Annotated in this window: 20 protein-coding genes and 1 pseudogene; 14 read left to right on the forward strand and 7 right to left on the reverse strand. The window is 38.1% G+C overall.

Annotation, left to right across the window (positions count from 1 at the left end; all coding sequences use genetic code 11):
* Positions 1 to 91: 91 nt before the first annotated feature.
* From EV282_RS00335 to EV282_RS00345, 3 genes are all read left to right on the forward strand, one after another.
* Complete coding sequence (locus EV282_RS00335; protein ID WP_130292771.1) at positions 92 to 1477, forward strand: LLM class flavin-dependent oxidoreductase; 1386 nt, start codon at positions 92 to 94, stop codon at positions 1475 to 1477.
* A 23-nt stretch (positions 1478 to 1500) separates the two neighbouring features.
* A complete protein-coding gene (locus tag EV282_RS00340) occupies positions 1501 to 2325 on the forward strand; it encodes a MetQ/NlpA family ABC transporter substrate-binding protein (RefSeq protein ID WP_130292773.1) in 825 nt (274 codons plus the stop codon).
* 243 nt (positions 2326 to 2568) lie between these two features.
* The gene (locus EV282_RS00345) at positions 2569 to 2757 is read left to right on the forward strand and encodes a hypothetical protein (RefSeq protein WP_130292775.1); all 189 of its coding nucleotides are present in this window, start codon (positions 2569 to 2571) and stop codon (positions 2755 to 2757) included.
* A 124-nt stretch (positions 2758 to 2881) separates the two neighbouring features.
* Here the strand turns inward: EV282_RS00345 and EV282_RS00350 are convergent, their stop codons facing one another.
* Entirely contained in the window at positions 2882 to 3376 is a 495-nt protein-coding gene (locus EV282_RS00350) for a GNAT family N-acetyltransferase (protein ID WP_130292777.1), read from the reverse strand.
* 530 nt (positions 3377 to 3906) lie between these two features.
* Between EV282_RS00350 and EV282_RS00355 the strand changes: the two genes are divergently transcribed.
* Together EV282_RS00355 and EV282_RS00360 are read left to right on the forward strand one after the other, a co-directional pair.
* Positions 3907 to 4851 (forward strand): AraC family transcriptional regulator, encoded by a 945-nt coding sequence (locus tag EV282_RS00355; RefSeq protein ID WP_130292779.1) that lies wholly within the window; start codon positions 3907 to 3909, stop codon positions 4849 to 4851.
* A 15-nt stretch (positions 4852 to 4866) separates the two neighbouring features.
* The gene (locus tag EV282_RS00360; protein WP_130292781.1) at positions 4867 to 5247 is read left to right on the forward strand and encodes a DUF1761 domain-containing protein; all 381 of its coding nucleotides are present in this window, start codon (positions 4867 to 4869) and stop codon (positions 5245 to 5247) included.
* Between the two features lie 122 nt (positions 5248 to 5369).
* On the opposite strand, the gene EV282_RS00365 is transcribed toward EV282_RS00360, so the two are convergent.
* On the reverse strand, positions 5370 to 6860 hold the full coding sequence (locus tag EV282_RS00365; RefSeq protein WP_130292783.1) for a peptide MFS transporter: 1491 nt from the start codon (positions 6858 to 6860) through the stop codon (positions 5370 to 5372).
* Positions 6861 to 7171: 311 nt separating this feature from the next.
* Between EV282_RS00365 and rlmN the strand changes: the two genes are divergently transcribed.
* The 3 genes from rlmN to EV282_RS00380 all read left to right on the forward strand — a co-directional run bounded on the left by rlmN (position 7172) and on the right by EV282_RS00380 (position 11398).
* Positions 7172 to 8251, forward strand: coding sequence for a 23S rRNA (adenine(2503)-C(2))-methyltransferase RlmN (gene rlmN, locus EV282_RS00370; RefSeq protein ID WP_130292785.1), 1080 nt, complete (start codon positions 7172 to 7174; stop codon positions 8249 to 8251).
* 637 nt (positions 8252 to 8888) lie between these two features.
* On the forward strand, positions 8889 to 10844 hold the full coding sequence (locus tag EV282_RS00375; RefSeq protein WP_165389307.1) for an endonuclease MutS2: 1956 nt from the start codon (positions 8889 to 8891) through the stop codon (positions 10842 to 10844).
* A gap of 14 nt (positions 10845 to 10858) precedes the next feature.
* On the forward strand, positions 10859 to 11398 hold the full coding sequence (locus tag EV282_RS00380; protein ID WP_130292789.1) for a GNAT family N-acetyltransferase: 540 nt from the start codon (positions 10859 to 10861) through the stop codon (positions 11396 to 11398).
* A gap of 41 nt (positions 11399 to 11439) precedes the next feature.
* Here EV282_RS00380 and EV282_RS00385 read toward each other — a convergent pair whose 3' ends face one another.
* Positions 11440 to 12990 (reverse strand): glycosyl hydrolase family 28-related protein, encoded by a 1551-nt coding sequence (locus EV282_RS00385; RefSeq protein ID WP_130292791.1) that lies wholly within the window; start codon positions 12988 to 12990, stop codon positions 11440 to 11442.
* 367 nt (positions 12991 to 13357) lie between these two features.
* Here EV282_RS00385 and EV282_RS00390 point away from each other — a divergent pair, with 367 nt between their 5' ends.
* From EV282_RS00390 to EV282_RS00405, 4 genes are all read left to right on the forward strand, one after another.
* Entirely contained in the window at positions 13358 to 14542 is a 1185-nt protein-coding gene (locus EV282_RS00390) for a ParM/StbA family protein (RefSeq protein ID WP_130292793.1), read from the forward strand.
* A gap of 13 nt (positions 14543 to 14555) precedes the next feature.
* On the forward strand, positions 14556 to 15143 hold the full coding sequence (locus EV282_RS00395; protein WP_130292795.1) for a hypothetical protein: 588 nt from the start codon (positions 14556 to 14558) through the stop codon (positions 15141 to 15143).
* A 118-nt stretch (positions 15144 to 15261) separates the two neighbouring features.
* Positions 15262 to 17307, forward strand: a complete 2046-nt coding sequence (locus tag EV282_RS00400; protein WP_130292797.1) for a catalase — start codon at positions 15262 to 15264, stop codon at positions 17305 to 17307.
* Positions 17308 to 17421: 114 nt separating this feature from the next.
* The gene (locus EV282_RS00405; protein WP_130292799.1) at positions 17422 to 18075 is read left to right on the forward strand and encodes a glycosyltransferase; all 654 of its coding nucleotides are present in this window, start codon (positions 17422 to 17424) and stop codon (positions 18073 to 18075) included.
* Between the two features lie 42 nt (positions 18076 to 18117).
* Here the strand turns inward: EV282_RS00405 and EV282_RS00410 are convergent, their stop codons facing one another.
* The 3 genes from EV282_RS00410 to EV282_RS00420 all read right to left on the reverse strand — a co-directional run bounded on the left by EV282_RS00410 (position 18118) and on the right by EV282_RS00420 (position 20992).
* Entirely contained in the window at positions 18118 to 19386 is a 1269-nt protein-coding gene (locus EV282_RS00410; RefSeq protein WP_130292800.1) for an S-adenosylmethionine decarboxylase related protein, read from the reverse strand.
* A 141-nt stretch (positions 19387 to 19527) separates the two neighbouring features.
* The gene (locus tag EV282_RS00415; RefSeq protein WP_130292802.1) at positions 19528 to 19701 is read right to left on the reverse strand and encodes a YozQ family protein; all 174 of its coding nucleotides are present in this window, start codon (positions 19699 to 19701) and stop codon (positions 19528 to 19530) included.
* A gap of 139 nt (positions 19702 to 19840) precedes the next feature.
* The gene (locus EV282_RS00420) at positions 19841 to 20992 is read right to left on the reverse strand and encodes a GNAT family N-acetyltransferase (RefSeq protein WP_130292803.1); all 1152 of its coding nucleotides are present in this window, start codon (positions 20990 to 20992) and stop codon (positions 19841 to 19843) included.
* Positions 20993 to 21207: 215 nt separating this feature from the next.
* Between EV282_RS00420 and EV282_RS00425 the strand changes: the two genes are divergently transcribed.
* On the forward strand, positions 21208 to 21903 hold the full coding sequence (locus tag EV282_RS00425) for a pseudouridine synthase (RefSeq protein ID WP_130292805.1): 696 nt from the start codon (positions 21208 to 21210) through the stop codon (positions 21901 to 21903).
* Between the two features lie 147 nt (positions 21904 to 22050).
* Positions 22051 to 23421 carry a YjiH family protein gene (locus EV282_RS00430; protein ID WP_130292807.1) on the forward strand — a complete coding sequence of 457 codons (1371 nt, stop codon included), beginning with the start codon at positions 22051 to 22053 and terminating at the stop codon, positions 23419 to 23421.
* A gap of 255 nt (positions 23422 to 23676) precedes the next feature.
* Here EV282_RS00430 and EV282_RS00435 read toward each other — a convergent pair.
* Positions 23677 to 24151, reverse strand: a pseudogene (locus tag EV282_RS00435) (glutathione peroxidase).
* Positions 24152 to 24168 lie beyond the last annotated feature (17 nt).

Below are 24168 nucleotides of genomic sequence, written 5' to 3' on the forward strand. Positions count from 1 at the left end.
TTTTATTAACCTCTTCTTATTTCATGAAGAGGTTTTTGTTTTTCTCTTGGGAGCGGTACAAAAAATTTTAAAGGTTACGGAGGAAATCATTTTGACTAAAGAAATTTTGTTAAACGCATTTGAGATGACTAGTGCTATGCACAACTCTCACGGGCTTTGGAAGCACCCGGAAAATAAAAGGCATAAGCGTTATAAAGACTTAAATTATTGGATCGATTATGCCAAGCTTCTGGAAAAAGGGAAGTTCGATGCGATATTTTTTGCTGATGTGTTAGGGGTCTATGACGTTTATCAAAAGAGTAAAGCTCCTTCTATCAGAGATGGACTGCAGGTTCCGCTAAATGACCCTGCTCTGCTCATCTCTGCGATGGCTAGTGTAACTAAAAACTTATCGTTTGCGGTTACGGTCAGTACCACTTATGAACAGCCTTTTGGAAATGCACGCCGTTTTTCTACGCTCGATCATTTAACGAATGGAAGGATTGCCTGGAATGTTGTCACATCCTATCTTCCTAATGCAGCTAAAAACTTTGGTCTGGAGGATATGATCAAACACGATGAGCGTTATAACATCGCTGATGAGTATCTCGAAGTGTCTTACAAGCTCTGGGAAAACAGCTGGGAAGACGGTGCAGTTGTTGAAGATATCGGTAAAGATACGCTGGTTGATCCTGAAAAAGTCCATGAGATCAACCATGAAGGACAGTATTTTAAAGTGGAGGGACCTCATTTAAGTGAACCATCCCTGCAAAGAACTCCTGTTATATACCAGGCAGGCACCTCAGAAAGAGGACGTGATTTTGCCGCAAAACATGCAGAGTGTATTTTTGTGGGAGGTCCAACAGCAAAAAGGATCCGCTTCTACGCAGATGATATTAGAGAACGGGCAAAAAAACATGGCAGGCACCCTGAAAACATTAAAATCTTCTCGTTCCTAAACGTAGTCGTTGGAGAAACAACAGAGGAAGCAGAACGGAAATTTGATGAATATTCAAAGGCTTGGAGCTCAGATGCAGCAAAGGCACAATACGGGGCGAGCGGATATGATATCGCTGAATACGAAGATCTTGATCCCGACCTTCCGTTTGAATATACAAAATCTACCGAAGGCGGTCATTACAAAGCTGCCACACTTACAAAGGATGCGCCTAAAAAACTCACTGTAGGAGAAGTGCTTAACCGGTTTGAGTCACCTGACAGGGGTAGCTATATTGTGGGGAACCCAGAGCAAGTTGCAGACGGTATTCAAGCTCAGTTTGAGGAGTCTGGTGTTGATGGATTCAATTTAAATCACCTTGTAACCCCAGGTGATCTGGAAGCTTTTGTGGAACTCGTCATACCGGTTCTTCAAGAGAGAGGATTATACAAAAAAGAGTACAACAAAGGTACGCTGAGGGAAAAATTATTTAGTGATAGATTATTGCCAGATGACCATCCAGCAGCGAAATATAGAAGAGTTTTAACGGAAGCAAAATAATATTATTCAGGAGTGAGGAGAGAATGAAAAAAATTACTCGTTTAATCATAGGGCTTACAGCTATCATTGCTTTAGCTGGATGTGGAGCTTCAGGAGAAGGAAAAAAGAAAGAGATTACACTCGGAGCGACCGTTCCATATAGCGATATGCTTGAAAAAGGTGTTAAGCCCTATTTAGAGAAAAAAGGATACAAAGTCGAAGTTAAGGAATTCAATGACTATGTGCAGCCGAATATATCCCTTAAAAGCGGTTCGCTTGATGCAAATCTCTTTCAGCACAAGGTATATATGGATGCTTTCTCAAAAGAGAATGATATGAAGTTATCAAGTGTCGTGACTGTTCCGACAGCACCGATCGGTATTTACTCCAACAAATATAAATCGCTCGAGGAAATTAAGCCTGGGAGCACGGTCGCACTAGCAAATGATCCTACAAATTTGTCTCGAGGTCTAACGGTTTTAAGAGATAACGGATTAATAGAGATTGATGGTAAAGCAGATCCGTTGCGCGTATCAGAAAAAGACGTTACAAAAAATCCGAAGAAATTTAAATTCCAGCCGGTTGAGGCGGCTCAAACTCCCCGAACATTGGAATCGGTTGATTTAGCAGCGGTCAATGGAAACTTCGCGATCTCATCAGGTTTAAACTTAGAGGATGCCCTTGTGAAGGATAAGCTTCCAGAAGAAATCATTAATCGAATCGTTGTTTTAGAAGAGAAAAAGAACTCTAAATTAGCAAAAGATCTTAAAGCAGCAGTTGAATCTGAAGAATTTAAAAATGTAATAAATAGTGAATTTGAACAATTCCATAAACCCGAGTGGATGAATAAGAAAACTGCTTCAAAGTAAGTTTACTATAAACTTTTTTGACTTTATTTTTAAAAGATTATTGTTTTTAAATTTCATTGCAAGTTGATTGGAGGCTCACCGCCCGCCGGGCGGAAAGCGAGCACCCTGGAGCGGAAATTAACCACTTACTACCCACGAATTTTACAATACATCCATTTTTATTAATATATCTAGCAATAGCCGTTACCTTTTTTATACGGTTTCATAGTATATGTTATGTTGAAAAATGGGGGGTGATGGATAGTGAGTAGTTGCCCGCACTGTGGCTTGTTCCGATACGACTTAAGCGGATGTATATGCAGCGATCAGGAGTATAACAATGATTGGAACAGAAGAGCTATAGATGAAATTTTCAGCAGTGAAAATACGTTCCTAAGAGCACCTAAGAAATTAAAAAGAAATAAGAACCTGCAAGATCCAACAATCTTTTAGGACAAACAGTCTCATATATATATTTTAAATACAGACAAGCTGGCTCAACTAATGAGCCAGCTTTAATATGTATACAAAAAAAAGCAGACCCAACGATACTCTTGGATCTGCTAATTTAATTAAATCACATGGTTAAACCTAGTGATGGAGGTGAACCTAGCTTCCTTACATTAGAAGTGCGAGCGCGGTTTTGGTGATTTGATGAACCTGTAAGATTTTTTTGGATAACGATACTTGAGCCGATCTGTCCTTGTACTTCAAAGCCCCATTGTTGAAAAACTCTAAGAGCATCCGTGTTATCTTCATCTACAGTGCCATAAACCACTTGAATGCCTTGTTTTAATAGATGGTTCTCGAAGACAGGAAGAAAAGAACTGGCGATCCCTTTTCCTTGATGCTTTGTATCCAGCACCACATAATCTACATAAATCATGTTGCCCAATCTAAAGCGGTAACTAACAAAGCCTGCGATTCTATCGCTGCTGTCACAAACAACCATAACCTCATTAGCCATTCCTAAAATTAGCTGGATGACTTCTCTTTTTACTTGAAAATTGTTAACGACCATCTCAACTAATACAGGATTGTCTTTACTAGGATTCCATTTACGAATATACAAAGATATTCCCCCTTATAATACTCTGCGAAGGGGAAGGATAGCGTAAAACTCAAAACTATAACTTACATGAAAAGATAAGTGTTTAGTATTACTTTCGTTTGTATGATTTTCCCCCTTGCTTGTACTATATGTGGTTGTCCTAACAATGGTTTGGATAATATCCTAGTTTTAGATAAAAGGGGCCGTTATAATATGTAACAGAAAAAGCCGGGGAAAATCCCGGCTTTTTCTAATTCGTTATGAATTACGCTGGATTTACGCCGTTCGTTTGCTTCTTACAGCGCTTCTTTCTTTTCTTAATAGGAAATAAGATCGGTAACACTATAGACCCCCCCTTCTATATGTGAACCTTGAAAAGAGAACATAAACCTCTCTCTTTTCTCTTTTATTTTACGCAAGCTTGTCTAAAAGGTTTGGACAAACAATCATTTTTTTTACAGATACTGCGTACAATTTCTATTACTTGCCGATAGGTATTATGGTTTATAATTTAAAAACAGATTTATGAAGATGGGGAAAGAGGTATTTTGATGATTTATAATAATGAGCAGCGAAAGCGTATCTTTAAAGTTCTGGAATACATAGATGAACATCTGGAAGATTCACTAACACTTGAGAAGCTGTCGGCCATCTCAACATATTCTCCTTTTCATTTTCAAAGAATGTTTAAAAGTATAGTTGGGGAAACGCCCTCCGCTTATGTAAAACGTAATCGTTTAGAGAATGCAGCACATCTTTTAATATATGAACACCATATTCCTATCACTCAAGTGGCATTAATGTGCGGTTTTTCTTCTTTGTCCTATTTTACTTATTCCTTTCAGTCTTATTTTCAAACGAACCCAAAGAAATGGAGAGAGGGCGCCTATTTAGAGCGCTTTCCCCGTGAGTACGAAGGTAATAGCAAGAATTCTAAAGAAGTAAGCAAAATGATGAAAGAGAACAAAGAACATACTCGCTATAATAAATTCAAATGGCTGGACTTAGCGAAGGTTGAAACACGTATTTTAACAAAGTGTATAACAGTAAAAAACCAAGTAATAGGTTCTTATACGAAGGGAATACCTGCAGCATGGGAAGAGGTCTTTCGCTGGTGTGATTCGAGAGAACTTCTTAAAGAAAATACACTATTTTTAGGGATTCCAAGAAATAATCCATATATAACTCCACCTGAAAAAAGCAGGTATGATTGTCATATTGCAATCTCTGAAGGGTCTGAAGATGAGAATGATGAGGATACTTTTATTTTTAACGGCGGAAAACATGTGGTTTATGAGTTTGAAGAACCTATAGATTATAGTGAAAGAAACATGTTAATCGAATGTTATTCTGAATTATACAGCTATTGGCTCCCTAAAAGCGGTTATAAATATTTAAGTAACCCTGTTGAACTGATTACCATAGTCCGAAATAAGAACTCCTTAACACTTGAGTGCAAGATAAAAGCTATTGCCCTAGCCATTGAACCAAAATAAAAAGGGGGCAGTTTTATGTTTTTAGAGATCAATGAATTAAATGGAATCGCCATTCTATTTGGTGGTCTATTGTATATGCTCTATGGGGGCATGTACTATTCCATTCTGCTAGGAAAGAAAAAAGAAGCGGGTAGTCAGGGTCCCTTCAAATATATGTTTTCTGTCGTTACTGCTTTTATCAGCTCATTTTTGGTATCTATTTTAATCAATGCTGCTGGAGTTGAGAATTTTATAGAAGGTACAGTGACAGGGTTAATGATCGGCTTGCTTATCTCTTTGGTTTATATAAAGAACTCACTGTTTGGATTGTTAACAAAAAAATCTTGCATCATAGCAATCGGGGATCACTTCGTTATTTTCACATTGCTTGGAATGCTCCATGGTTTCATGAACTAAATGATTATGCGGAGATGCCTTTTCAAAAGGTTTCTTTTTTTAGTCTTTTTTTAATCCGTTCATATTAAAAAAACCACTGGCATAATGGTTTCCATTACACCAGTGGTTTAAGTTACTAACGATTAACGAATACCTTTCATGAACCCTTGAATCTTTGGAGAGATCACGAATAGGATCAAACTTAATAGGATTGCTACTCCACCGATTGTACCGAAGTACATCATTTCTGTTTCTGCAGAATAGAACTTAACGATTTGTGCGTTGATTGCTTGTGCAGCAGCACTTGATAAGAACCATAAGCTCATTGTTTGAGCAGAGAAAGCAGCTGGAGCTAGTTTTGTTGTTGCTGAAAGTCCAACTGGTGACAATAGAAGCTCACCAAGTACGACGATAAAGTAACTAAGAACAAGCCATAATGGATTTACCAACGCGTTTTCTCCGCCAAAATAAGCAGGCAGAAGAATAACTAGGAATGATAAACCAGCAAATAATAAACTTAAAGCAAATTTCTTAGGTACTGTAGGCTGGCGATCACCAAGCTTCACCCAGATCCAAGCGAATACAGGTGCAAGAACGATAATAAATAATGGGTTCAATGATTGGAACCAAGCTGGAGAAATCGTAAGTCCAGCAAATTCTAGATCAGTACGCTTGTCCGCATAAGCAGCAAGGATTGTTGATCCTTGTTCCTGAATAGCCCAGAACATAACAGAAGCAATAAACAATGGAATATATGCCAAGATTCTTGAACGTTCTGTAGCTGTTGTTTTTGGACTGCGGTACATTACGATAAAATAGATGGTTGGAATCGTAATACCGAAAATACCTACAAGTGTAATAAATACATCAAGTGTAAAGATTCCAGCAGGAATTGTAATTCCTAAAATAACAGCTAATACTACTGCAGTTAGCCCAACGATTAAAGAATATTTTTTCTTCTCAGCTGGAGAAAGCGGGTTAGGCACAGTAGCACCTGCAAGACCTAAGTTTTTCTTTTTTGTTGCAACAAATACGATTAGACCTAATAACATACCAACTGCTGCAATTCCGAAACCTAAGTGGAAGCTCGTTTTTGAAACTTCACCTACGATTAACGGAGACAAGAAAGCACCTAAGTTAATACCCATATAGAAAATACTGAACCCTGCATCACGGCGATTATCTTCAGGAGCGTACATATCACCTACAACGGATGATACGTTAGGCTTTAGTAAACCTGTTCCAATAACGATAAATACCATTGAAATAAATAACATCGTCAGATCGCCTGGCAAGGACAAGACAATATGACCGATCATAATTAAAATACCACCATAGAATAATGCTCTAGATGTACCAAAAACTCTGTCTGCTAACCAACCACCGATAACACCAGACATATATACTAGTGAACCATAAATGGACATGATTGCTAATGCTGTGGATTCTTCAATTCCCAATCCACCTTTAGAAACTTCGTAGTACATGTAATAGATGAGGATTGCTCTCATTCCATAGTAAGAAAAGCGCTCCCAAAACTCTGTGAAGAAAAGTGTAAACAAGCCTTTAGGATGTCCGAAGAAACCTTTTTGAGGCACACTGTCCACAATTTTCTGTCTATTTATGTCTGACATAAGACAACCTCCTTTAGTTCATTAAATATAATACTTTGAAATATTTATTATTGTCAAAAGTTTTCGGCTTATCTATTATTACAGGTTATTATTTATTCGTAAATGGAAATTACAACCTATATAGGTGAAAAGCCTTATATAACAGCATAAAAGGGCTAGACAAATGATTAAGAAAGACCCAAAACATAGTATGGTTTAAAAGTTGAAATTTTAATATGAATGTATTGGAAATGACATGATAACATTGTGGGAATGATAAGTTTTCAGTAGTATAGAAGAATAAGTTTAAGGTTTTGAAAAGAGGTCTTTTTATGATTACTAATTCCATATATGGATTAACATTTGAACAGCTTGCCGCATGGCTTTTAAAACATGGACATAAACAATATCGTGCATCACAAGTGTGGGAATACCTTTACCGGAAGAGAGTAACAAATTTCTCTGAAATGACAGAAGTTAATAAGGATTGTATTGTTCTTCTGGAAGAAAACTTTGTGATTCATACGTTATCCCATCATGTTAAACAAGAAGCTTCAGATGGCACAGTAAAATTTTTGTTTAAGCTTAAGGACGGCAACTTAATTGAAACCGTCTTGATGAGACATAAATACGGTTTATCTGTTTGTGTAACCACTCAAGTAGGGTGCAACATCGGATGCAGTTTTTGTGCAAGCGGCTTATTAACGAAAACGCGTGATTTGTCTAGCGGTGAAATTGTAGAACAGATCATGAATGTTCAGCATCATTTAGACAATGCAGGAAACGGAGAAAAAGTAAGTCATATCGTCGTAATGGGGATCGGTGAGCCCTTTGATAACTTTGAGAACATGATAGACTTCTTGAAGGTCATCATTGATCAAAAAGGTCTTGCTATCGGATCTAGACACATTACGGTTTCAACCAGCGGGATCGTCAACAAGATCTACGAATTTGCCGATACAAACATTCCTGTTAACTTAGCTATTTCTTTGCATGCACCAAACAATGACCTGCGTACGAAAATCATGAAGATTAATCGAGCTTATCCTTTGGAAAAGCTTATGGACTCGATCAATTACTACATCGAGAAAACAAACCGCCGTATTACGATTGAATATATCTTGCTCAAGGATGTAAATGATCATATAGACGAAGCAAATGAACTTGCAGCACTTTTTCAGGATAAAAAGAAGAAAGTATATATTAACCTCATTCCTTATAATCCGGTTGATGAGCACAGTCAATATCAGAGAAGTGAACAAGAATCCGTTTTAGCTTTCTATGACACGCTTAAAAAGAACGGAATCAACTGTAAAATCCGCCAAGAGCACGGAACAGATATTGATGCAGCATGCGGACAGTTAAGAAGTAAGCAGATAAAAAAGGAAAAAGACAATTCAATAACTCTTTAATCAAGATGAGGACGTCTCTATTATGAGATGTTCTCTTTTTATATGTAAAAACGAGGGCTCATAGAAGAATAAGATTGGCTCATAGAACGTTAATTTAGACTCATAGAAAAACGAATGACCTATAGAAGGCTCTGTTCGACTCATAAGGGGTCTAGTTTGGCTTATAGAATAGCTTTTACGACTCATAGGGTATCGTTTTTTGTTCATAGATCCCCATCTTTATTGACAGTTTGTAAATTAATTACATATAATGGAGGTATCAATGGAAGGGATGGTGTGTTTGTGAGCGTGAGCGTTCTTAACTAAAACAATTTGGATATAGGCACACAAAAGAATTTTAAGCGTTAGTTACGTTTATTTGTTATGCTTTTTTGTTGCCGCCATTAGTTAAGAACAGCGGTCAGATACAAGCCATCATATTCAAACCCTTGATGCTGCCGGACTCTTCTTAAGAGCCGATTTTTTTATGCATTTTTTCAGGGTGAAGTCTATCTATGAGGCGGAAATGACATGTTCATTTCTGTCTTTTTTTATTGGCAAGTTCCTGGCCTCTGTTAGGAGGAGGGGATTTATACAAATCATGTGAGTACACCTTTTTAAAATGTTTTACCCTATAAAAAATTCGGAGGTCGTTCCATTGAATACACAAACAACAAATATGCTTGAATATAAAAAAATTAAAGAGATTCTTGGCGGTTATGCCATAAATGAAGTAACGAAACAAATGATCGAAAAGCTAGAACCGTCGGCAAGCCTCCCCATCATTCAATCCTTGATGACGGACACCAGTGAAGCCCGGCTTGTTTTAGAAAAGAGTGTAAGTGTTCCGATAGCCAATTTAAACGGTTTGGAGCATATACTCGAACTCACGAAAAAAGGACTAAATCTGTCACCTGATCAACTGACACTGGTGTTAAGCCTTCTTGAAAATGTCAGCAGGATGCAGAAGTTCATGAAAGACAAAGAATTCCTGGCACCTGCAGTATCGAGTTATGCTTACTCTATGTTTGATCTTCCAGAGTTAAAGGATGAGATCTCTAAATGCATCCGAAATGGAAGAGTGGATGATCATGCCAGTAAATCTCTTCTCAAAACGAGAAAAAAGATTGCAGTCATGGAAGAACGAATTAAATCAAAGCTTGATAACATTTTAAAATCTGCCGCCTACAGGGATATGATGCAGGATCAAATCATTTCTATGAGGGATGGGCGTTACGTCATTCCGGTAAAAAGTAAATTTAAAAGAAATATAGATGGACAGATTCTTGATCGTTCATCGAGTGGCAGCACTGTGTATATGGAACCGAACGATATCCGTAAACTACAGACTGAAATCACCATGCTCAGAGCAGAAGAGGATATTGAAATCTCTAAGATTTTAAGTATTTTAACTGGTATGGTAGCAGGATTTGAACGTGAAATCGGTATAAACATTGAAGGCATGGTCCATTATGACTTCATTTTTGCAAAAGCAAAATATAGCAAATTTTTAAATGCTGCAGATGTTGAGCTGAATGCAAATTATACAATTAAAATCGTAAACGGCAGACATCCATTATTGGGTGAGAAATGCGTTCCATTACATTTTACTCTTGGAGAAACGTATCAGGCACTTGTGATAACAGGACCGAATACAGGGGGGAAAACCGTTGCGATTAAGACTGTTGGACTTTTAAGCATGATGGTTCAGTCTGGACTTCATGTTCCCGTAGGTAAAGGAAGTGAGTTTACAGTATTCCGCCAGGTATTCGCAGACATTGGTGATGGTCAAAGTATTGAGCAGTCATTAAGTACTTTTTCCTCACATATAACAAATATTATTTCTATTTTGAGGGAAGCGGGACCTCAAGATTTAATTATTCTTGACGAGCTTGGAGCTGGAACAGACCCAGCAGAAGGAATGGGGCTTGCGGTAGCGATTCTGGAGAAGCTGTACAGTCAAGGAAGTATGATTGTAGCAACAACTCACTATAGCGAGATCAAAGATTTTGCAGAGGTAACAAAAGGGTTCGAGAACGGTTCTATGGAATTTGATTTAGAAACATTGCAGCCACTTTATCGTCTAATAATCGGAAAAGCAGGTAAAAGTCAAGCGTTATCCATAGCGCTTAAATTAGGAATGGGCACTGATGTTATTAAACGCGCTAAGGAGATTACGAACACCGATAGCGTTTATCCACATGTGGATAAAACGAATGGAGAAATGTTATCCACAACAAGTAATAATACGCTTCAGAAATTGAGAGAAAAAGCACAGTCCACAATAAAGAAGCCTAAAGAAAAAACAACACCTATACAAAATGAACAAGATGAGATCTACCAAATAGGTGACCGAGTATATGCATCAAGTTTAAAAACAGCAGGAATCATCTGCGAGTTAGAGAATACTCAAGGGGAGTATGCTGTACTCATTGGTGAAACAAAACACCTCGTACACAAAAAACGCTTAAAACTTCATATTCGAAGCGAGATGCTATATCCAGATAATTATGATATGGATATCGTATTCGAAACCAAAGAGAATCGAAAAAAAGATAAATTGATGAATAAGCGTCATATGGATGGCATGACGATTGAAAGAGAGAACTTGTAAAGCGGGGAACATGCATGAAAAAGGCGATTATGTTTAAGCTGTTAAGTCTAGGGGAAGTTAAGGACACTTTTCTAAAACGTTTTAAGCGTTATCAAGTTACCAATCAGGTGTTATTCGTGGATGATAACCAATTTAAACTGAAGTCTGATCATTTTATTGATGATTGGGATGACAATAAAAAAGCTCAAGTAATCTGTGATTTGCGTACTTGTATCATGGAAGGCGGTAAGGTGATCGGTGCCTTTGAGGGTGAAGAATTAGCTGGTTTTGCAAATTTAGAGGGCTGCTTGTTCGGATCAAAAATGGAATATATTGAGCTTCCCTATATTCATATCTCATCCGAGCTGCGAGGTTATGGAATTGGGAAAAAGCTCTTTGAAAAATGCTGTGAAGAAGCGAAGAGGCTTGGTGCAGCAAAGCTTTATATTGCAGCACATCCATCTGTTGAATCACAAGGGTTTTATAAAGCGGTTGGTTGCAGAGAAGCTGTTGAAATCAACGAAAAAATATGGAGCAGGGAACCACTTGATATTCAGCTGGAAAAAATTTTATAGATAATAAAATGAGGCTCCTGTCACCTGGCAGGAGCACTTTTTTACGCATAGACATTTACTTTATCAATTACAGCACTTTTTACATCTGTTCCAACTTCTATCGGGTTTGAAAAGTACTTATCACAGGTGATATTTTGAATGACTACTTCGTCCGCACGATGGGTGCCACCATATACTTTTATAGCAGGACCAGCAGTAGTAAAGTCTTTTATTGAAACATGCTGCAGCATGACGTTGCGTGCACGATATTGTATAGCAATTACAGGGTTCTTCTTATAATCATACAAAGGATCACCAATTAGGGTGAAGTGATTGATCAATACATGATTGTACCCTGATACGACAAGTCCTCTTGGGGTTGAGTCCTTATACAAATCAGTAAAAATGGGTGCAACAGCAACTATATTTGTTGCAGAGATATGAAAAGCTGTTTTAGATTCAGGATCAACATCCTTATGGTGGCCGATGTGTCTAAAATTATATGATCGATTATCATTTATAGATAAGTGGCCAATGATATGGACGTTTGATGCAGCGGAAGCATTATGGTGAGCTTTAATTTCCAGACCTCCAAAACACCGAGCTGTTGAGTTGTTCAAAAGCCATACATTCTGCGATCCATCATCTATTTCGATTCCATTAGAGTTGGAAAATCCTTTTTTATGCGATCTTCCGCTTGGATCACACATGTGGGAGTTAGAAATAAAAATATATGAGGAATGATGAGTCGTTATTCCATCATCACCGAAACCATAGCCATTCAGATTATCCAGCCATATATACTTACTTCCTCCCCTTGAAAGTGTTCCATCTCCTAAGTAGGTATAGACAGAAGATGAGACATCAAAGCAATGAAGACCAGGGTTAATGGCTTCTATATCATGGATCCAGCTATATTTTACGTTAGCAAAGGTAAGGCAGCTGGAACGATTGTTTCCTGCGCTTGTCTTTTCGGCAGCACCAAGTCTTTCGATGTTCCAATCCAGGCTCAGTCCTTTTACTAAAATGTTGTTGTTGCCCCATAAATGATTCTTATTTGTTATCAGCCATTCACTCTTTGGCGACTGATCATGCAATTTTAGAACAGACTTTCCCTTTCCTTCCCCTATTAAGCATGTCCAGGAGGGCAGTTTTATTCCTTTTGTGACATAGATGCCCTCTGGAACACGTACGATTACTCTTCCTCTGCCTATTGCTTTCTTAAAAGCTTCTGTATCATCTGCTACCCCATCACCAATTGCTCCATAATCTTTAACGTTTACTTCCTCTTTTAATTCTTTTAATAGTTTTAAATATTGATCGTCCAACTCCTTTTTCCATTCTGGATAAATAGATTCTTCTGAATCACACCGAATTTGAGTCGTAGATACTTTTTTATAGCCAATATTCTTTACAAGAGTTCTTTTGGTAAGTAACTTTATCCAATTAAATATGGATTGCCTCTGTTCAGTTCTGTTCGTATGATGGCTCCTTTCATTAAATAATGCTTCCGTATTATTTAACGCTTTTTTTAATGATAATTCAGTATGTTGATATTTTTTTATTAGAAATGCATTCTTTTTTGGATCATGTTTTTTATCTAAATTAATCAAATCAATAACACCTCTGCTTTATATAAACAGTATATAGTAATGATTCCCGTTCAATAAATTTGTAATCAGAAAGGAAAAACAAGGGTAGGGGAGAGGTTGTTTACAAAAACGTTTACTTGTAAACAAATCAGTTTACATGTTTGCAAAAATGTTTGCGATTGTTTGCAATAAAGTTTGCATGTTTACAAATATGTTTACATGTTGATATAGAAGGGTTTTTGAAGTTTCAGTACATGTGTTTACAACAATGTTTGCATGTTTACATTTTTGTTAAAAGAAAAAATAGGCATTGTTTAATTTGCTAATACATTCTAATCTATTAACATAGCAACAAAATAACAATTGAAATAAGAAAGGATGAATGCCCGTGAGTAAATCTAGAATTGCAGCAATTGATGTAGGCAATGATTCATTAAAAGGGATATTTGGGAAATTAGATTATGAGCTGAACATACCAAACGTTATCGCAAGAGATATTGAAGACCGTCCTGTTATTGGAATTGAAGAATTAGACAGCAAAGATCCTTTAGAAGGAATACATATTAAAGTCCACTCCCCTGCTCTTAAAGAAAACAACGTAATCTACCGTGTAGGAGAATTGGCAGCAAAAAGTGACAATTCTACAGAACTAGATCCAGGGAGCAGCAAGTCTGAAGAAGATCAGACATTGATCATGCTTTTTGCAGCACTTGCTCTCGACGCTGTTAGAGACGAAAATGAAAAAACGTTTACTAAAAACAATAATGTACTTGATACAAGCTACATCTTAGGTACTGGGTTGCCTCTCCGCGAAGTAAAAGAAGGGAAAGACGCTGGATACCGCTCTAAGTTGTTAGGCTCTGTTCACCAGGTTGAGTTTTTAGTTACACCAAAGTATCAAGGATTAAAAGTGAATCTGAAGTTTGAAGAAGTAAAGGTTTATCCAGAAGGATTTGCAGCGTTCATTAACCTTGTGATGGATAACGATTTGAACATCATTAACAAGGATTTAATTGACAAGCCTATTCTTATCCAGGATATCGGAGGATTATCTACAGATATCGCTGTAATCAAAAATAGAAATGTTGATGATGACAAAGCACAAGGTTTTAACCTCGGAGTCTCTGAAGCATTAGAACAAATCAGAGAAGAAATTCGTTCAAAACATGGTGTAGAACTCGACAGCCGACGTGATGTTGTTGACATTATTACGAAAAAGACAAACCGTAACCATATTATGGTGCGCGGAAGCCGTACAAGCGTTCACGATATTACAGACCGTATTTTAGTAGATTTGGCTAAAAAGCAATACCGTCTGCTTCGCAATGTGTGGCAAAAAAATTCTCAGACTGAGATCTGCTACTTTGTTGGAGGTGGTTCTGCAGTTCTGAAGGATTATATTAAGACACTTAATAACAATCTTGATGGATATAACATCGACTTTTTTGAGGATGAAAAAGAGAGCATCTGGATGATGGCAAATGCTTATTATAAGCTGATTTCTGATCACCTTAAGAGAACGACGAAAGATCAAAAGAGTGAGGACAAAGAGAAAAAAGCCGTTAAAGCTTAAGTAGGGTGATGAAATGGATAAAAAAGCTGCCAATGAAATAACCAGAGGCAAAACGATTGCTTTTCGTATACCCTCTGATACCCCTGATCACGTCTTAAAGCAGCTTCAAAAGCTAAAAGAGACAGAAAGACGTAACTTTTCTAGCAGAATTTCAGAGTTCGTCATGCAGGGTGTTGGACAAACCATCCAAAAAGATAGAGAGACAATCACCATCCCGCTCCCAAAAAATCTAAATAAAATGCAAAGGGATTGGCTAAAGCATGAACATTCTGAAGCCTTATTGGGCAATATTATGTATCAGCTTATATCGAATCCTGTCAGAACCGCTTCATTACTCGCAGCTTTAAACAGCAACTCTACAGATATTGACCAAGCGTTATATCTGCAAGAAGATGAGAATGAAGATGATGTAACTTTAGATGTTTATGATGATGCACCAGTTAATCTCGATACAGTTGATGACTTTGACGATGATGATTTAAGTCAATTTGATTGGGATAACGCTAAACGTGACGAAGACGAACCAAAAGAGGAACCGAAAGATACTGAAAAAGAAATGGAAGATTTACTAGGAGATTTCCTCGCACATATGAATAAGTAATCGAAAGCGCAGCTGAACGTATAGCTGCGCTTTTTTTCAGAATATATCAGTTTGCTCACTGTCTACGAAGGGAAGGGTTCTAATGTAAAGTAAAATACCTACAGAGAGGAACAGTTGAATGAGCGAAAAGAGTAAAATGAGCGGGAATACCAAGGACGAACAACTGGAACAATTTCGTGTAGATGACGAAGGCAAGAAGCTTACGACAAATCAAGGTGTCAAAGTTTCAGAGGATGAGCATTCTCTTAAAGCTGGGGAACGTGGACCAACTTTAATGGAGGATTTTCACTTCCGAGAAAAAATGACACATTTTGACCATGAGCGGATTCCGGAAAGAATCGTACATGCCCGGGGTTTTGCAGCTCATGGGGAATTCGAATTATATGAGTCTTTGAGTGAATTTACGAAAGCCAATTTTCTGCAGGATACATCTAAAAAAACCCCTACCTTTGTTCGCTTTTCAACGGTTGCTGGGTCACGCGGTTCTGCCGAAACAGTGCGTGATGCGCGCGGCTTCGCAACGAAATTTTATACAGAAGAAGGGAATTATGATCTAGTAGGCAATAATATCCCGGTGTTTTTTATTCAAGATGCTATTAAGTTTCCAGATTTGGTGCATGCTTTGAAACCTGAACCGCATAATGAGATGCCGCAAGCAGCAAGCGCTCATGACACGTTCTGGGATTTTGTTGCGAACAATCAAGAATCTGCACATATGGTTATGTGGGCAATGTCTGATCGTGCTATTCCAAGAAGTTTTCGCATGATGGAAGGGTTCGGTGTACATACGTTCCGTCTTGTTAACGACGAGGGAAAAGCTCATTTTGTTAAGTTCCATTGGAAGCCCGTACTAGGCACCCATTCTCTTGTATGGGATGAAGCTCAAAAAATTTCAGGAAAGGATCCTGATTTTCATCGCCGTGACCTCTGGGAATCGATCGAAAACGGTGATTATCCGGAGTACGAATTAGGACTTCAGATAATTGCAGAGGAAGATGAGTTCAAGTTTGATTTTGATATTCTTGATCCTACGAAATTATGGCCTGAAGAAGATGTTCCGGTAAAAATCGTTGGGAAGATGACGTTGAACCGAAATGTAGATAATGTTTTTGCTGAAACGGAACAGGTTGCTTTCCATCCTGGCCATGTTGTGCCGGGTATCGATTTTTCAAATGATCCATTGCTTCAGGGGCGTTTATTCTCCTATACAGATACACAATTACTTCGTCTAGGAGGTCCGAATTTTCATGAACTTCCGATCAACCGCCCTGTTTGTCCGTTTCATAACAATCAAAGGGATGGCTTTGGTCGTCAGACAATAAATAGAGGGCAAGTAAGCTACCACAAAAATTCCCTTGCTGCTAACACGCCATCACCAGCAACCGAAGAGGAAGGCGGCTATGTTCATTATCAAGAAAAAGTAGAAGGAAGAAAGGTGCGGAGCAGAAGTGAAAGCTTTAAAGATCACTTTTCTCAAGCTACACTTTTCTGGAACAGTATGAGTGAACCAGAGAAGCAGCATTTAAAAAATGCGTTCAGCTTCGAACTGGGGAAAGTTAAGAGCAAATCCGTTCAGCAGCAGGTTGTTGATATGTTTGCGAATGTAAGCTTAGAACTTGCAGCGACATTTGCTGAAGCGATTGGAGCAGAACCTCCTGCAGGTGAACAGTCAGAAGTTACAAAATCTTCTCCTGCTTTAAGTCAGCTCAATACGAAGAAAAACCCAAGCACACGCAAAGTTGGAGTTATTATTGGCAATGAAATAAGCGGGAAAGAAGTCTCGGACGTACTTCAAGCTCTAAAAAATAAAAGGATTCAGGCAGAAATCATTAGTGACAAGTTAGGTAAACCAATAGCTAACGATGGTACTGAATTGGAAGTCATGCATACATTCTTGACTGCATCGTCAGTATTGTTTGATGCAATTTATCTTGCAGGGAGCAGTACTGATAAGAAATTCAAGAAGAATGCTTTGCACTTTATTAACGAAGCTTACGCGCACTATAAGCCGATTGGTGCTACCCACGAAGGTGCTTTATTGCTGAAAGAAGCCGAAATAGTGGACGAAGCAGGGGTAGTAACCAGTGATAACATGAATGATTTCGCAGAACGCTTTACTGATGCTGTTGCAGTTCATCGTCATTGGAACAGGCAAATTGTATAAATATCAAAGGGTTGCAGCTTCATATTTGAAGCTGCTTTTTTTTATGTCAAAAGAATGAAATGAAGAGATTTATCCAAACTACCTATGAAGGAAAAAATATTAAGGAGAGATTTTATGAAGAAAAGAATCATATCTATACTGATGGTGTTAGCAATGGCTTTCCCTGTATTTTCAACACCGCTACAAGTCGATGCAAAAGTAAAACGTGATCAGGGACCTTGCTATAGTCAGAATGCAATGAACCTATATTCTACTCAAAGAAGGCTTTGGAAAGACCATGTTTACTGGACAAGAAGCTATGTGCAAAGTGCTCTGTCAGGACATCCAAATAAAGATGCTGTTCTAAAAAGATTATTGCAAAACCAAGCTGACATCGGTAATTCAATCAAACCATACTATGGCGATGCAGCAGGCAACCAGTTAACTAAATTACTGACAGAACATATTGTTATCGCAGGACAACTGGTAGATGCGTTAAGTAAAGGCGATAAAGTAAATGCAGAGAAATACAATAAAGAATGGTACCGAAACGCTGATGACATCGCAAAATTTTTAAGTAAGGCAAACCCTAACTGGGCAGAGCAAGAGATGAAGGATCTGCTGTACATGCATTTACAGCTATTAACAAATGATGTTGCAGCCTTTCTAAATAAAGACTGGACTGGAGAAATTGTAGCATTTGATAAAAGTGAAAATCATATTATTCTGATTGCAGATGAAATTACTAACGGTATTATGAAGCAGTTCCCGCATCAGTTTAGAAACTAACTCATTAAAAAAGCCTCTCTTCATGAAGAGAGGCTTTTAACATTAAGTCATTCTTTTTATCCGCTGATGAAGTAACCCATCAGACGTTTCATTTTTGCCTGTAACAAAATCCTGCATATAATAAGATAAATATTCACCATACTTACTGTTTGCTTCCAGTAGGAGCTCATCTACGTAGTGAGCACCATTAGGGATCGGATCTAGCAGCAGGCTAGCCAATCCTCCATAAAGACCGCAGGCTACTTGAAAATATGTGGCGTTTGTGTTGTATTTTGGATAGATTTGCTTCGTATTCATCACGTTGTACATATATTCTTCATGGTCTTCATATACGAGAAGAACGCCGACGAGATCTTCCCCTTCTATTTCTCCCAGTTCAGGGTCCAGCAGCTGGTGTTCCCAATCCCACAAGTCATCGACACGGTAGAGGTTGTCCCTTATTAATCTAGTTGTATGTTCATTTACACGATAAATAAAGCCAAATTCTATATCATAAAGCTTACCAAGGGAAAGTACTTCTTCATGAGGCATTAGGCAGCCTTGGAACTTTTTATCCCCCATTCTCACTGTGTATTCAGTACTGTATACTTCTTCATACATATATAAAGGCAGCTGATGTGAAACAAACATCGGATAGCTTAATATGGCTTCATCAAGAAAGCATTCAACTGACCACGAAGTATAGATTGTGTCTTTTTTTATTAGGTCTTTATCGCTAAAAAATGAAGTGTCATGCTCAACAATATAACAACCGAGCGGTGGAGTGTTCTTATTTTTCTTAATCAGCTCGTGAGCCATCCATTGAACAACGCCAGGATTCATTCCTGAGCTTACAATTGCTTTTGTATTCGTGAACAGGTGTTTTTTCTCTTCAAATCGTTTGAATCGCTCAGCTAAAGGAAATCCGTAGAGGGTCTCATCTTCATCAACATTAATGTTCTCTAATGCAGAGTTCAAATAAAAAACACCTAACTCATTACAGCAAGTAAGCATATCGATCGTATCAGCCCATGAAACATCGATAACGATCGTCGAACTAGTTTTTTGCAGATGTTCTCTAAATAAGGTCAGATTCTTTAGATCTTGTTCATATAAATAAATTTGATTGCCTAAGTTTGGATATAAGTTTTCAAAGTAATGAAGTGTTTTTTGTTGGATATCAATCAGATGAATGGTTGATGTATTTAATTCCTCATGAAGAGGGTCGTTTTTATCTATTACAACCTGGTTCAAAATGGATAATATCGCTTTTGCGGCACCACCACTGCTGCCAAGAATCGTAATTGAGGCTTGTCTCTTATTTTGGGTCATCCTGACATCCTTCCTGATGTGTAATACTTTATTGTATTACCACCAGCCAGGATACGTATGGATTGATGACGGGGTATAAACGCATATTTCTAATAAGAAAAATGACCCGCTTACGATCAAGCGGGTCATTTTATAGTACGATCAATCTTTTTTCTTCTCTTGTTTTCCCTTTTCATCAATGGTCCCTTGATTAAAAGTGTCATTGATTTGTTGATGTACAGTTTCTAAGTTTTTTTCGGTGTCTGATTTATTTTTCTTATTAGGCTCATAGTTTTCTTCAGCTACTTTTTCGGATTGTTTATTTTTATCAGTCATAACTTTTTAGCCTCCTTAATAAATCATGATAATCAGCCCAAGTTGGCTTATATATTTCAATTCCCTATAGTATTTGCCTGAAACATCTCAAAATATGAAAAGTGCCCCATCCTAAGTTGAGGATGGGGCGTGAATAGTATTAAAAGAAATCAATAAAGGCTGCCGGAAGCTTTGTGATGCTCTGTTCAAGTTGAAGCACGTCTTCCTGCTTACCTTTAATCCTGCCGCATTCATGTAGAAAGGCAGGTTTCTGAGACCCTAATAAGACTGCAGTCAATGTTTGTACATCCATGCAGAGCATACCTTTCTCGCTCGCTGGTTTTGACACAATCCCATTTTGAGAAATGAAGTAGGTTCTGTTATTCCACTCTGCTTTTTCATCGATAACCGAAATAGAGAGAGGGGAGTCTATTGCTTTAAATGGATACTGTTTTAGAAATTCTTCAACATCTACAATTCGTGCCATAAAGTAAGGATATTGTTCTTGATCAATCCTTGGGTTATTTAATAAAAATGGAAGCTTGTCATTCGCTGGTGCAATGATCTTTACTTTATCAACCATTGAGTCATGCTGACAGATAAAGTTCCATAGAGCTCGTCTGGCGTCTTCCGTTACATATACATACTCTTGAACATCTAGCAGCTTGTCTGCAGCCTTGCAGCATAAATAGCCTTGAGGCTCTCCATTTTCATCTTTATAAACGATCCGGTTGTATCCCTCTGTGAAAACGTGGTTATCCCACCAATAATCCGGACGTATCAATAAATGGTTGTATTTTGTAAACCATTTTTCATAAACCGTATTTAAAAGGGAGTTTCCATCTTCTTGGTGAAGTCTTAATACATGACCTGGGATATCCTCATAACGGTATAGATCATTTTTTTCGATTGTATACTTATTTACTGATGCCGTCAGTTCCCATCCGAACTTGCGATAAAAGGGAATGTTAAAAGGATGCAGCAGGCTGATTGTCTGACCTTTTTCCTTCATCGATAATAGAGCTTTATTAAGAAGTCGAGTTACAGAACCTTTTCGTCGATGCTCAGGCCATGTAGCTACTCCCGCCAATCCCCCCATATCAAATCGACAATTTTCTATGATTATTTCCAGGGAAAGAATATGTACCTTCGATATTAATTCTTCGTTTTCAAATTCTCCCCATATTTCATGCCGCTTCAGCATCTCATATCGTTTAGGAAGATCTTCTTTTTTTACTTTGTATTGAAACGCGTATTCAGAGAGTCGGATAGTTTTATCTAATTCTTCTTCTTTTATTTTTCTTATTTGCATAATGAACAGCCTCCCTTTCCCTTTACATTTTACAAGTTCATGAAGTTTCTTGGAAAGTGATTTATAGTAAAATTCTGATAACAAGTTCGATACGAAATAAGAAATAAAAATTAGAGAAAAATATTGGATATTTATAAAAAGTATCGAAAATATATTCAAATGAGGTTATAATTATAAACTGTTGTGCATAAAGCAACGATGAAGTGAGGACATTCATGCGAATTCATAAATATATAAGTCTGACGGGATTTTGTTCCAGACGCGAAGTTAAGCGGCTTTTAGAAAACGGTCGTATTACAGTGAATGGTGTTGTTTGCAATAAAGATACAGAAATTGATGAAGGCGATACAGTATTAATCGATCATAAGCCTATTCCTAGAAAACAGTCTTCTCTATATATCGCTTTTAATAAACCGGTTGGCATTACATGCACAGCTAACCCACAGATAAAAGGAAATATTCTAGAGTGTGTAAAAGTACCCGAACGCGTTTTTCCGGTTGGACGATTAGATAAAGCATCACAAGGCTTGATTCTTCTCACAAATGACGGGGAACTTGCAAATCGCATCTCCCAATCTGACTTTGGGCATGAAAAAGAGTATGAAGTGACTGTGAATGAGCCTGTAACGGAGCTTTTTCTTCAGAAAATGGCAGAGGGTGTTCCTATACTTAACACAATAACAAAACCGGCAAGAACAAAGTTTGTCAGCAAATATGTGTTTCGGATAACGCTGACCCAAGGGCTCAACCGTCAGATCAGAAGAATGTGCAAAGCACTTGGTTACGAAGTACTGAAACTGGAACGCATACGCATAATGAATATACATCTTCATGCATTGGAAGCTGGAAAGTGGAGAGAACTTAGGTCTGACGAGCTTCTTGCATTAAAAGAAGGTTTAGATCTCCTGTAATTACGGGAAAGAAACTACGCACTGCGTATACAATTCTACAAGTCTTTAGATTATTTATAAATTTGCGAAAACTAGGAAAACCCCATATACTTGGTAATGGAAAGTGTATGAAAGCGTTTTACATTATAGAAAGAGAGGCATAGCATCATGGAATTACAAAAGCAGCAATCTTACAACCAGATGAGACAGAAGAGCTTCAGTAAGTTTATCGTTCCATCGTTAATCGGTATTTTTCTATTTATGATTCCTATTTCTTATAAAGGGGAAATTACGATTCCAGTAGCTATACTTGCAGGGATTCTGCAAGATGTCATTGGTGAATTCATTCCCCAGATCATGACTGCTATTATTGCGATAACAGTTGTTGGTTCGTTGATCACTTACTTTGCAAAACCTAAAGTAATCGTTAGCAAACCCTTTTTAAACACATTATTTAATGTCAATATCGCGTGGCAGTTGATTCGTGTTCTTGGACTGGTCTTTGCGGTGATGACATTGTTTAAGCTAGGACCGGAAGCCGTTTGGTCAGAAAACACAGGACAGTTATTGCTCTATGATCTGATTCCTGTATTATTTTCCGTTTTTTTGTTTGCAGGATTATTCTTGCCATTATTATTTAACTTTGGATTACTTGAATTTTGCGGAGCTTTACTCGTGAAAATCATGCGTCCCGTATTTAAACTTCCAGGACGGTCTTCAATTGATTGTTTAGCGTCTTGGCTTGGAGACGGAACGATTGGTGTTCTTTTAACGAACAAGCAGTATGAGGAAGGGTATTATACGAAGCGTGAAGCAGCAGTTATTGGAACGACGTTTTCGGTGGTATCTATTACTTTTGCGATTGTTGTACTTGCACAGGTAGATCTGGCTCATATGATCGTTCCGTATTATTTAACAGTAGTTCTTGCTGGGTTGGCATGTGCGATCATTATTCCCCGCATCCCTCCACTTTCAAGAAAAGCGGATACGTACTATGAAGGTGCAAAGGAAAATGTTGCGGATGAAGTGATTCCTCGCGGAGAAACACCTTTAAGTTTTGGTCTTAAAAAAGCATTAGATCGTGCACATCAAAACAGAAAAGCAGCACCTTTAGTAAAAGAAGGCATCCAAAATGTTCTAGATATGTGGATGGGAGTCGTTCCGATTGTTATGGCAATTGGGACTTCAGCACTGATCGTTGCTGAGTTCACGCCTTTCTTCTCTTATCTTGGAGCACCTTTTGTACCGATCCTAGAACTTCTGCAAGTTCCTCAAGCATCTGAGGCAGCTCAGACGATTGTTATTGGATTTGCGGACATGTTCCTGCCGTCCATCATTGGTGCGGGTATTGAAAGTGAGTTAACGCGTTTTGTGATTGCGGCAATGTCAGTCGTACAGTTGATCTATATGTCTGAAGTAGGCGGACTGCTATTAGCATCAAAAGTACCTGTTAACTTTAAGGATTTAGTAATTATCTTCTTCTTGCGTACATTTATTTCCCTGCCGATCGTTGTAGGAATGGCACATTTAATGTTTTAAATAAAGAAAAGCTGTTCAGAGGAAATTTCCTTTGAACAGCTTTTTTTCTTTTCTAATTGATTGGTGCTTTTGGTATATTGTTACGTTCCTTCATTGACAAGTTGATTGGAGCGCAAGATGCGAGACTCCTGCGGGAACAGCGGGACAGGTGAGACTCCTAATGGTGCATAGCGCCAAGGAGGCTCACCGCACGCCCCGCGGAAAGCGAGCGTCTGGAGTGGAAATCAACCACTTTCAAGGGCAAACAAAGTTTTCTTAAAGCAAATCTTGTATATCTTTTTCTGGTTTCAGGTTTATCGGTTGGTGCATATCGTTTTACCACACGACCTTCACGATCTACAAGGAATTTCGTGAAGTTCCACTTAATCGCTTTGGAACCTAGAATACCAGGAGCTTCGGCTGTTAAATGTTTAAAAAGTGGGTGTGCATCATCTCCGTTCACGTTCACTTTCGCAAACATCGGGAAGTTAACTCCGTAGTTCAGCTCACAAAACTCTTGTATCTCATCACTTGACCCGGGCTCTTGTGCACCAAACTGGTTACAAGGGAACCCAAGAATAGTGAATCCTTTATCCTTATTAGCCTCATAGATTGCTTGAAGACCTTGATATTGAGGCGTAAATCCGCATTTACTCGCGGTATTTACAATCAATACGACTTTGCCTTTATAAGACTCTAGATTGGTATGGTCACCTTTTATCGTTTCAACAGGAAAATCATAGATTGACATTTTATAGTCTCCTTTTG

It is taken from the genome of Fictibacillus sp. BK138 (assembly GCF_004216955.1).
In the GTDB taxonomy this organism is placed as follows: Bacteria; Bacillota; Bacilli; order Bacillales; family Fictibacillaceae; genus Fictibacillus.

Coding starts and splice junctions, on each gene's coding strand:
- EV282_RS00340 (WP_130292773.1), top strand. CDS start 1,501: ATGAAAAAAATTACTCGTTTAATCATAGGGCTTACAGCTATCATTGCT.
- EV282_RS00355 (WP_130292779.1), top strand. CDS start 3,907: ATGATTTATAATAATGAGCAGCGAAAGCGTATCTTTAAAGTTCTGGAA.
- EV282_RS00360 (WP_130292781.1), top strand. CDS start 4,867: ATGTTTTTAGAGATCAATGAATTAAATGGAATCGCCATTCTATTTGGT.
- EV282_RS00365 (WP_130292783.1), bottom strand. CDS start 6,860: ATGTCAGACATAAATAGACAGAAAATTGTGGACAGTGTGCCTCAAAAA.
- rlmN (WP_130292785.1), top strand. CDS start 7,172: ATGATTACTAATTCCATATATGGATTAACATTTGAACAGCTTGCCGCA.
- EV282_RS00380 (WP_130292789.1), top strand. CDS start 10,859: ATGAAAAAGGCGATTATGTTTAAGCTGTTAAGTCTAGGGGAAGTTAAG.
- EV282_RS00395 (WP_130292795.1), top strand. CDS start 14,556: ATGGATAAAAAAGCTGCCAATGAAATAACCAGAGGCAAAACGATTGCT.
- EV282_RS00400 (WP_130292797.1), top strand. CDS start 15,262: ATGAGCGAAAAGAGTAAAATGAGCGGGAATACCAAGGACGAACAACTG.
- EV282_RS00405 (WP_130292799.1), top strand. CDS start 17,422: ATGAAGAAAAGAATCATATCTATACTGATGGTGTTAGCAATGGCTTTC.
- EV282_RS00410 (WP_130292800.1), bottom strand. CDS start 19,386: ATGACCCAAAATAAGAGACAAGCCTCAATTACGATTCTTGGCAGCAGT.
- EV282_RS00415 (WP_130292802.1), bottom strand. CDS start 19,701: ATGACTGATAAAAATAAACAATCCGAAAAAGTAGCTGAAGAAAACTAT.
- EV282_RS00420 (WP_130292803.1), bottom strand. CDS start 20,992: ATGCAAATAAGAAAAATAAAAGAAGAAGAATTAGATAAAACTATCCGA.
- EV282_RS00425 (WP_130292805.1), top strand. CDS start 21,208: ATGCGAATTCATAAATATATAAGTCTGACGGGATTTTGTTCCAGACGC.
- EV282_RS00430 (WP_130292807.1), top strand. CDS start 22,051: ATGGAATTACAAAAGCAGCAATCTTACAACCAGATGAGACAGAAGAGC.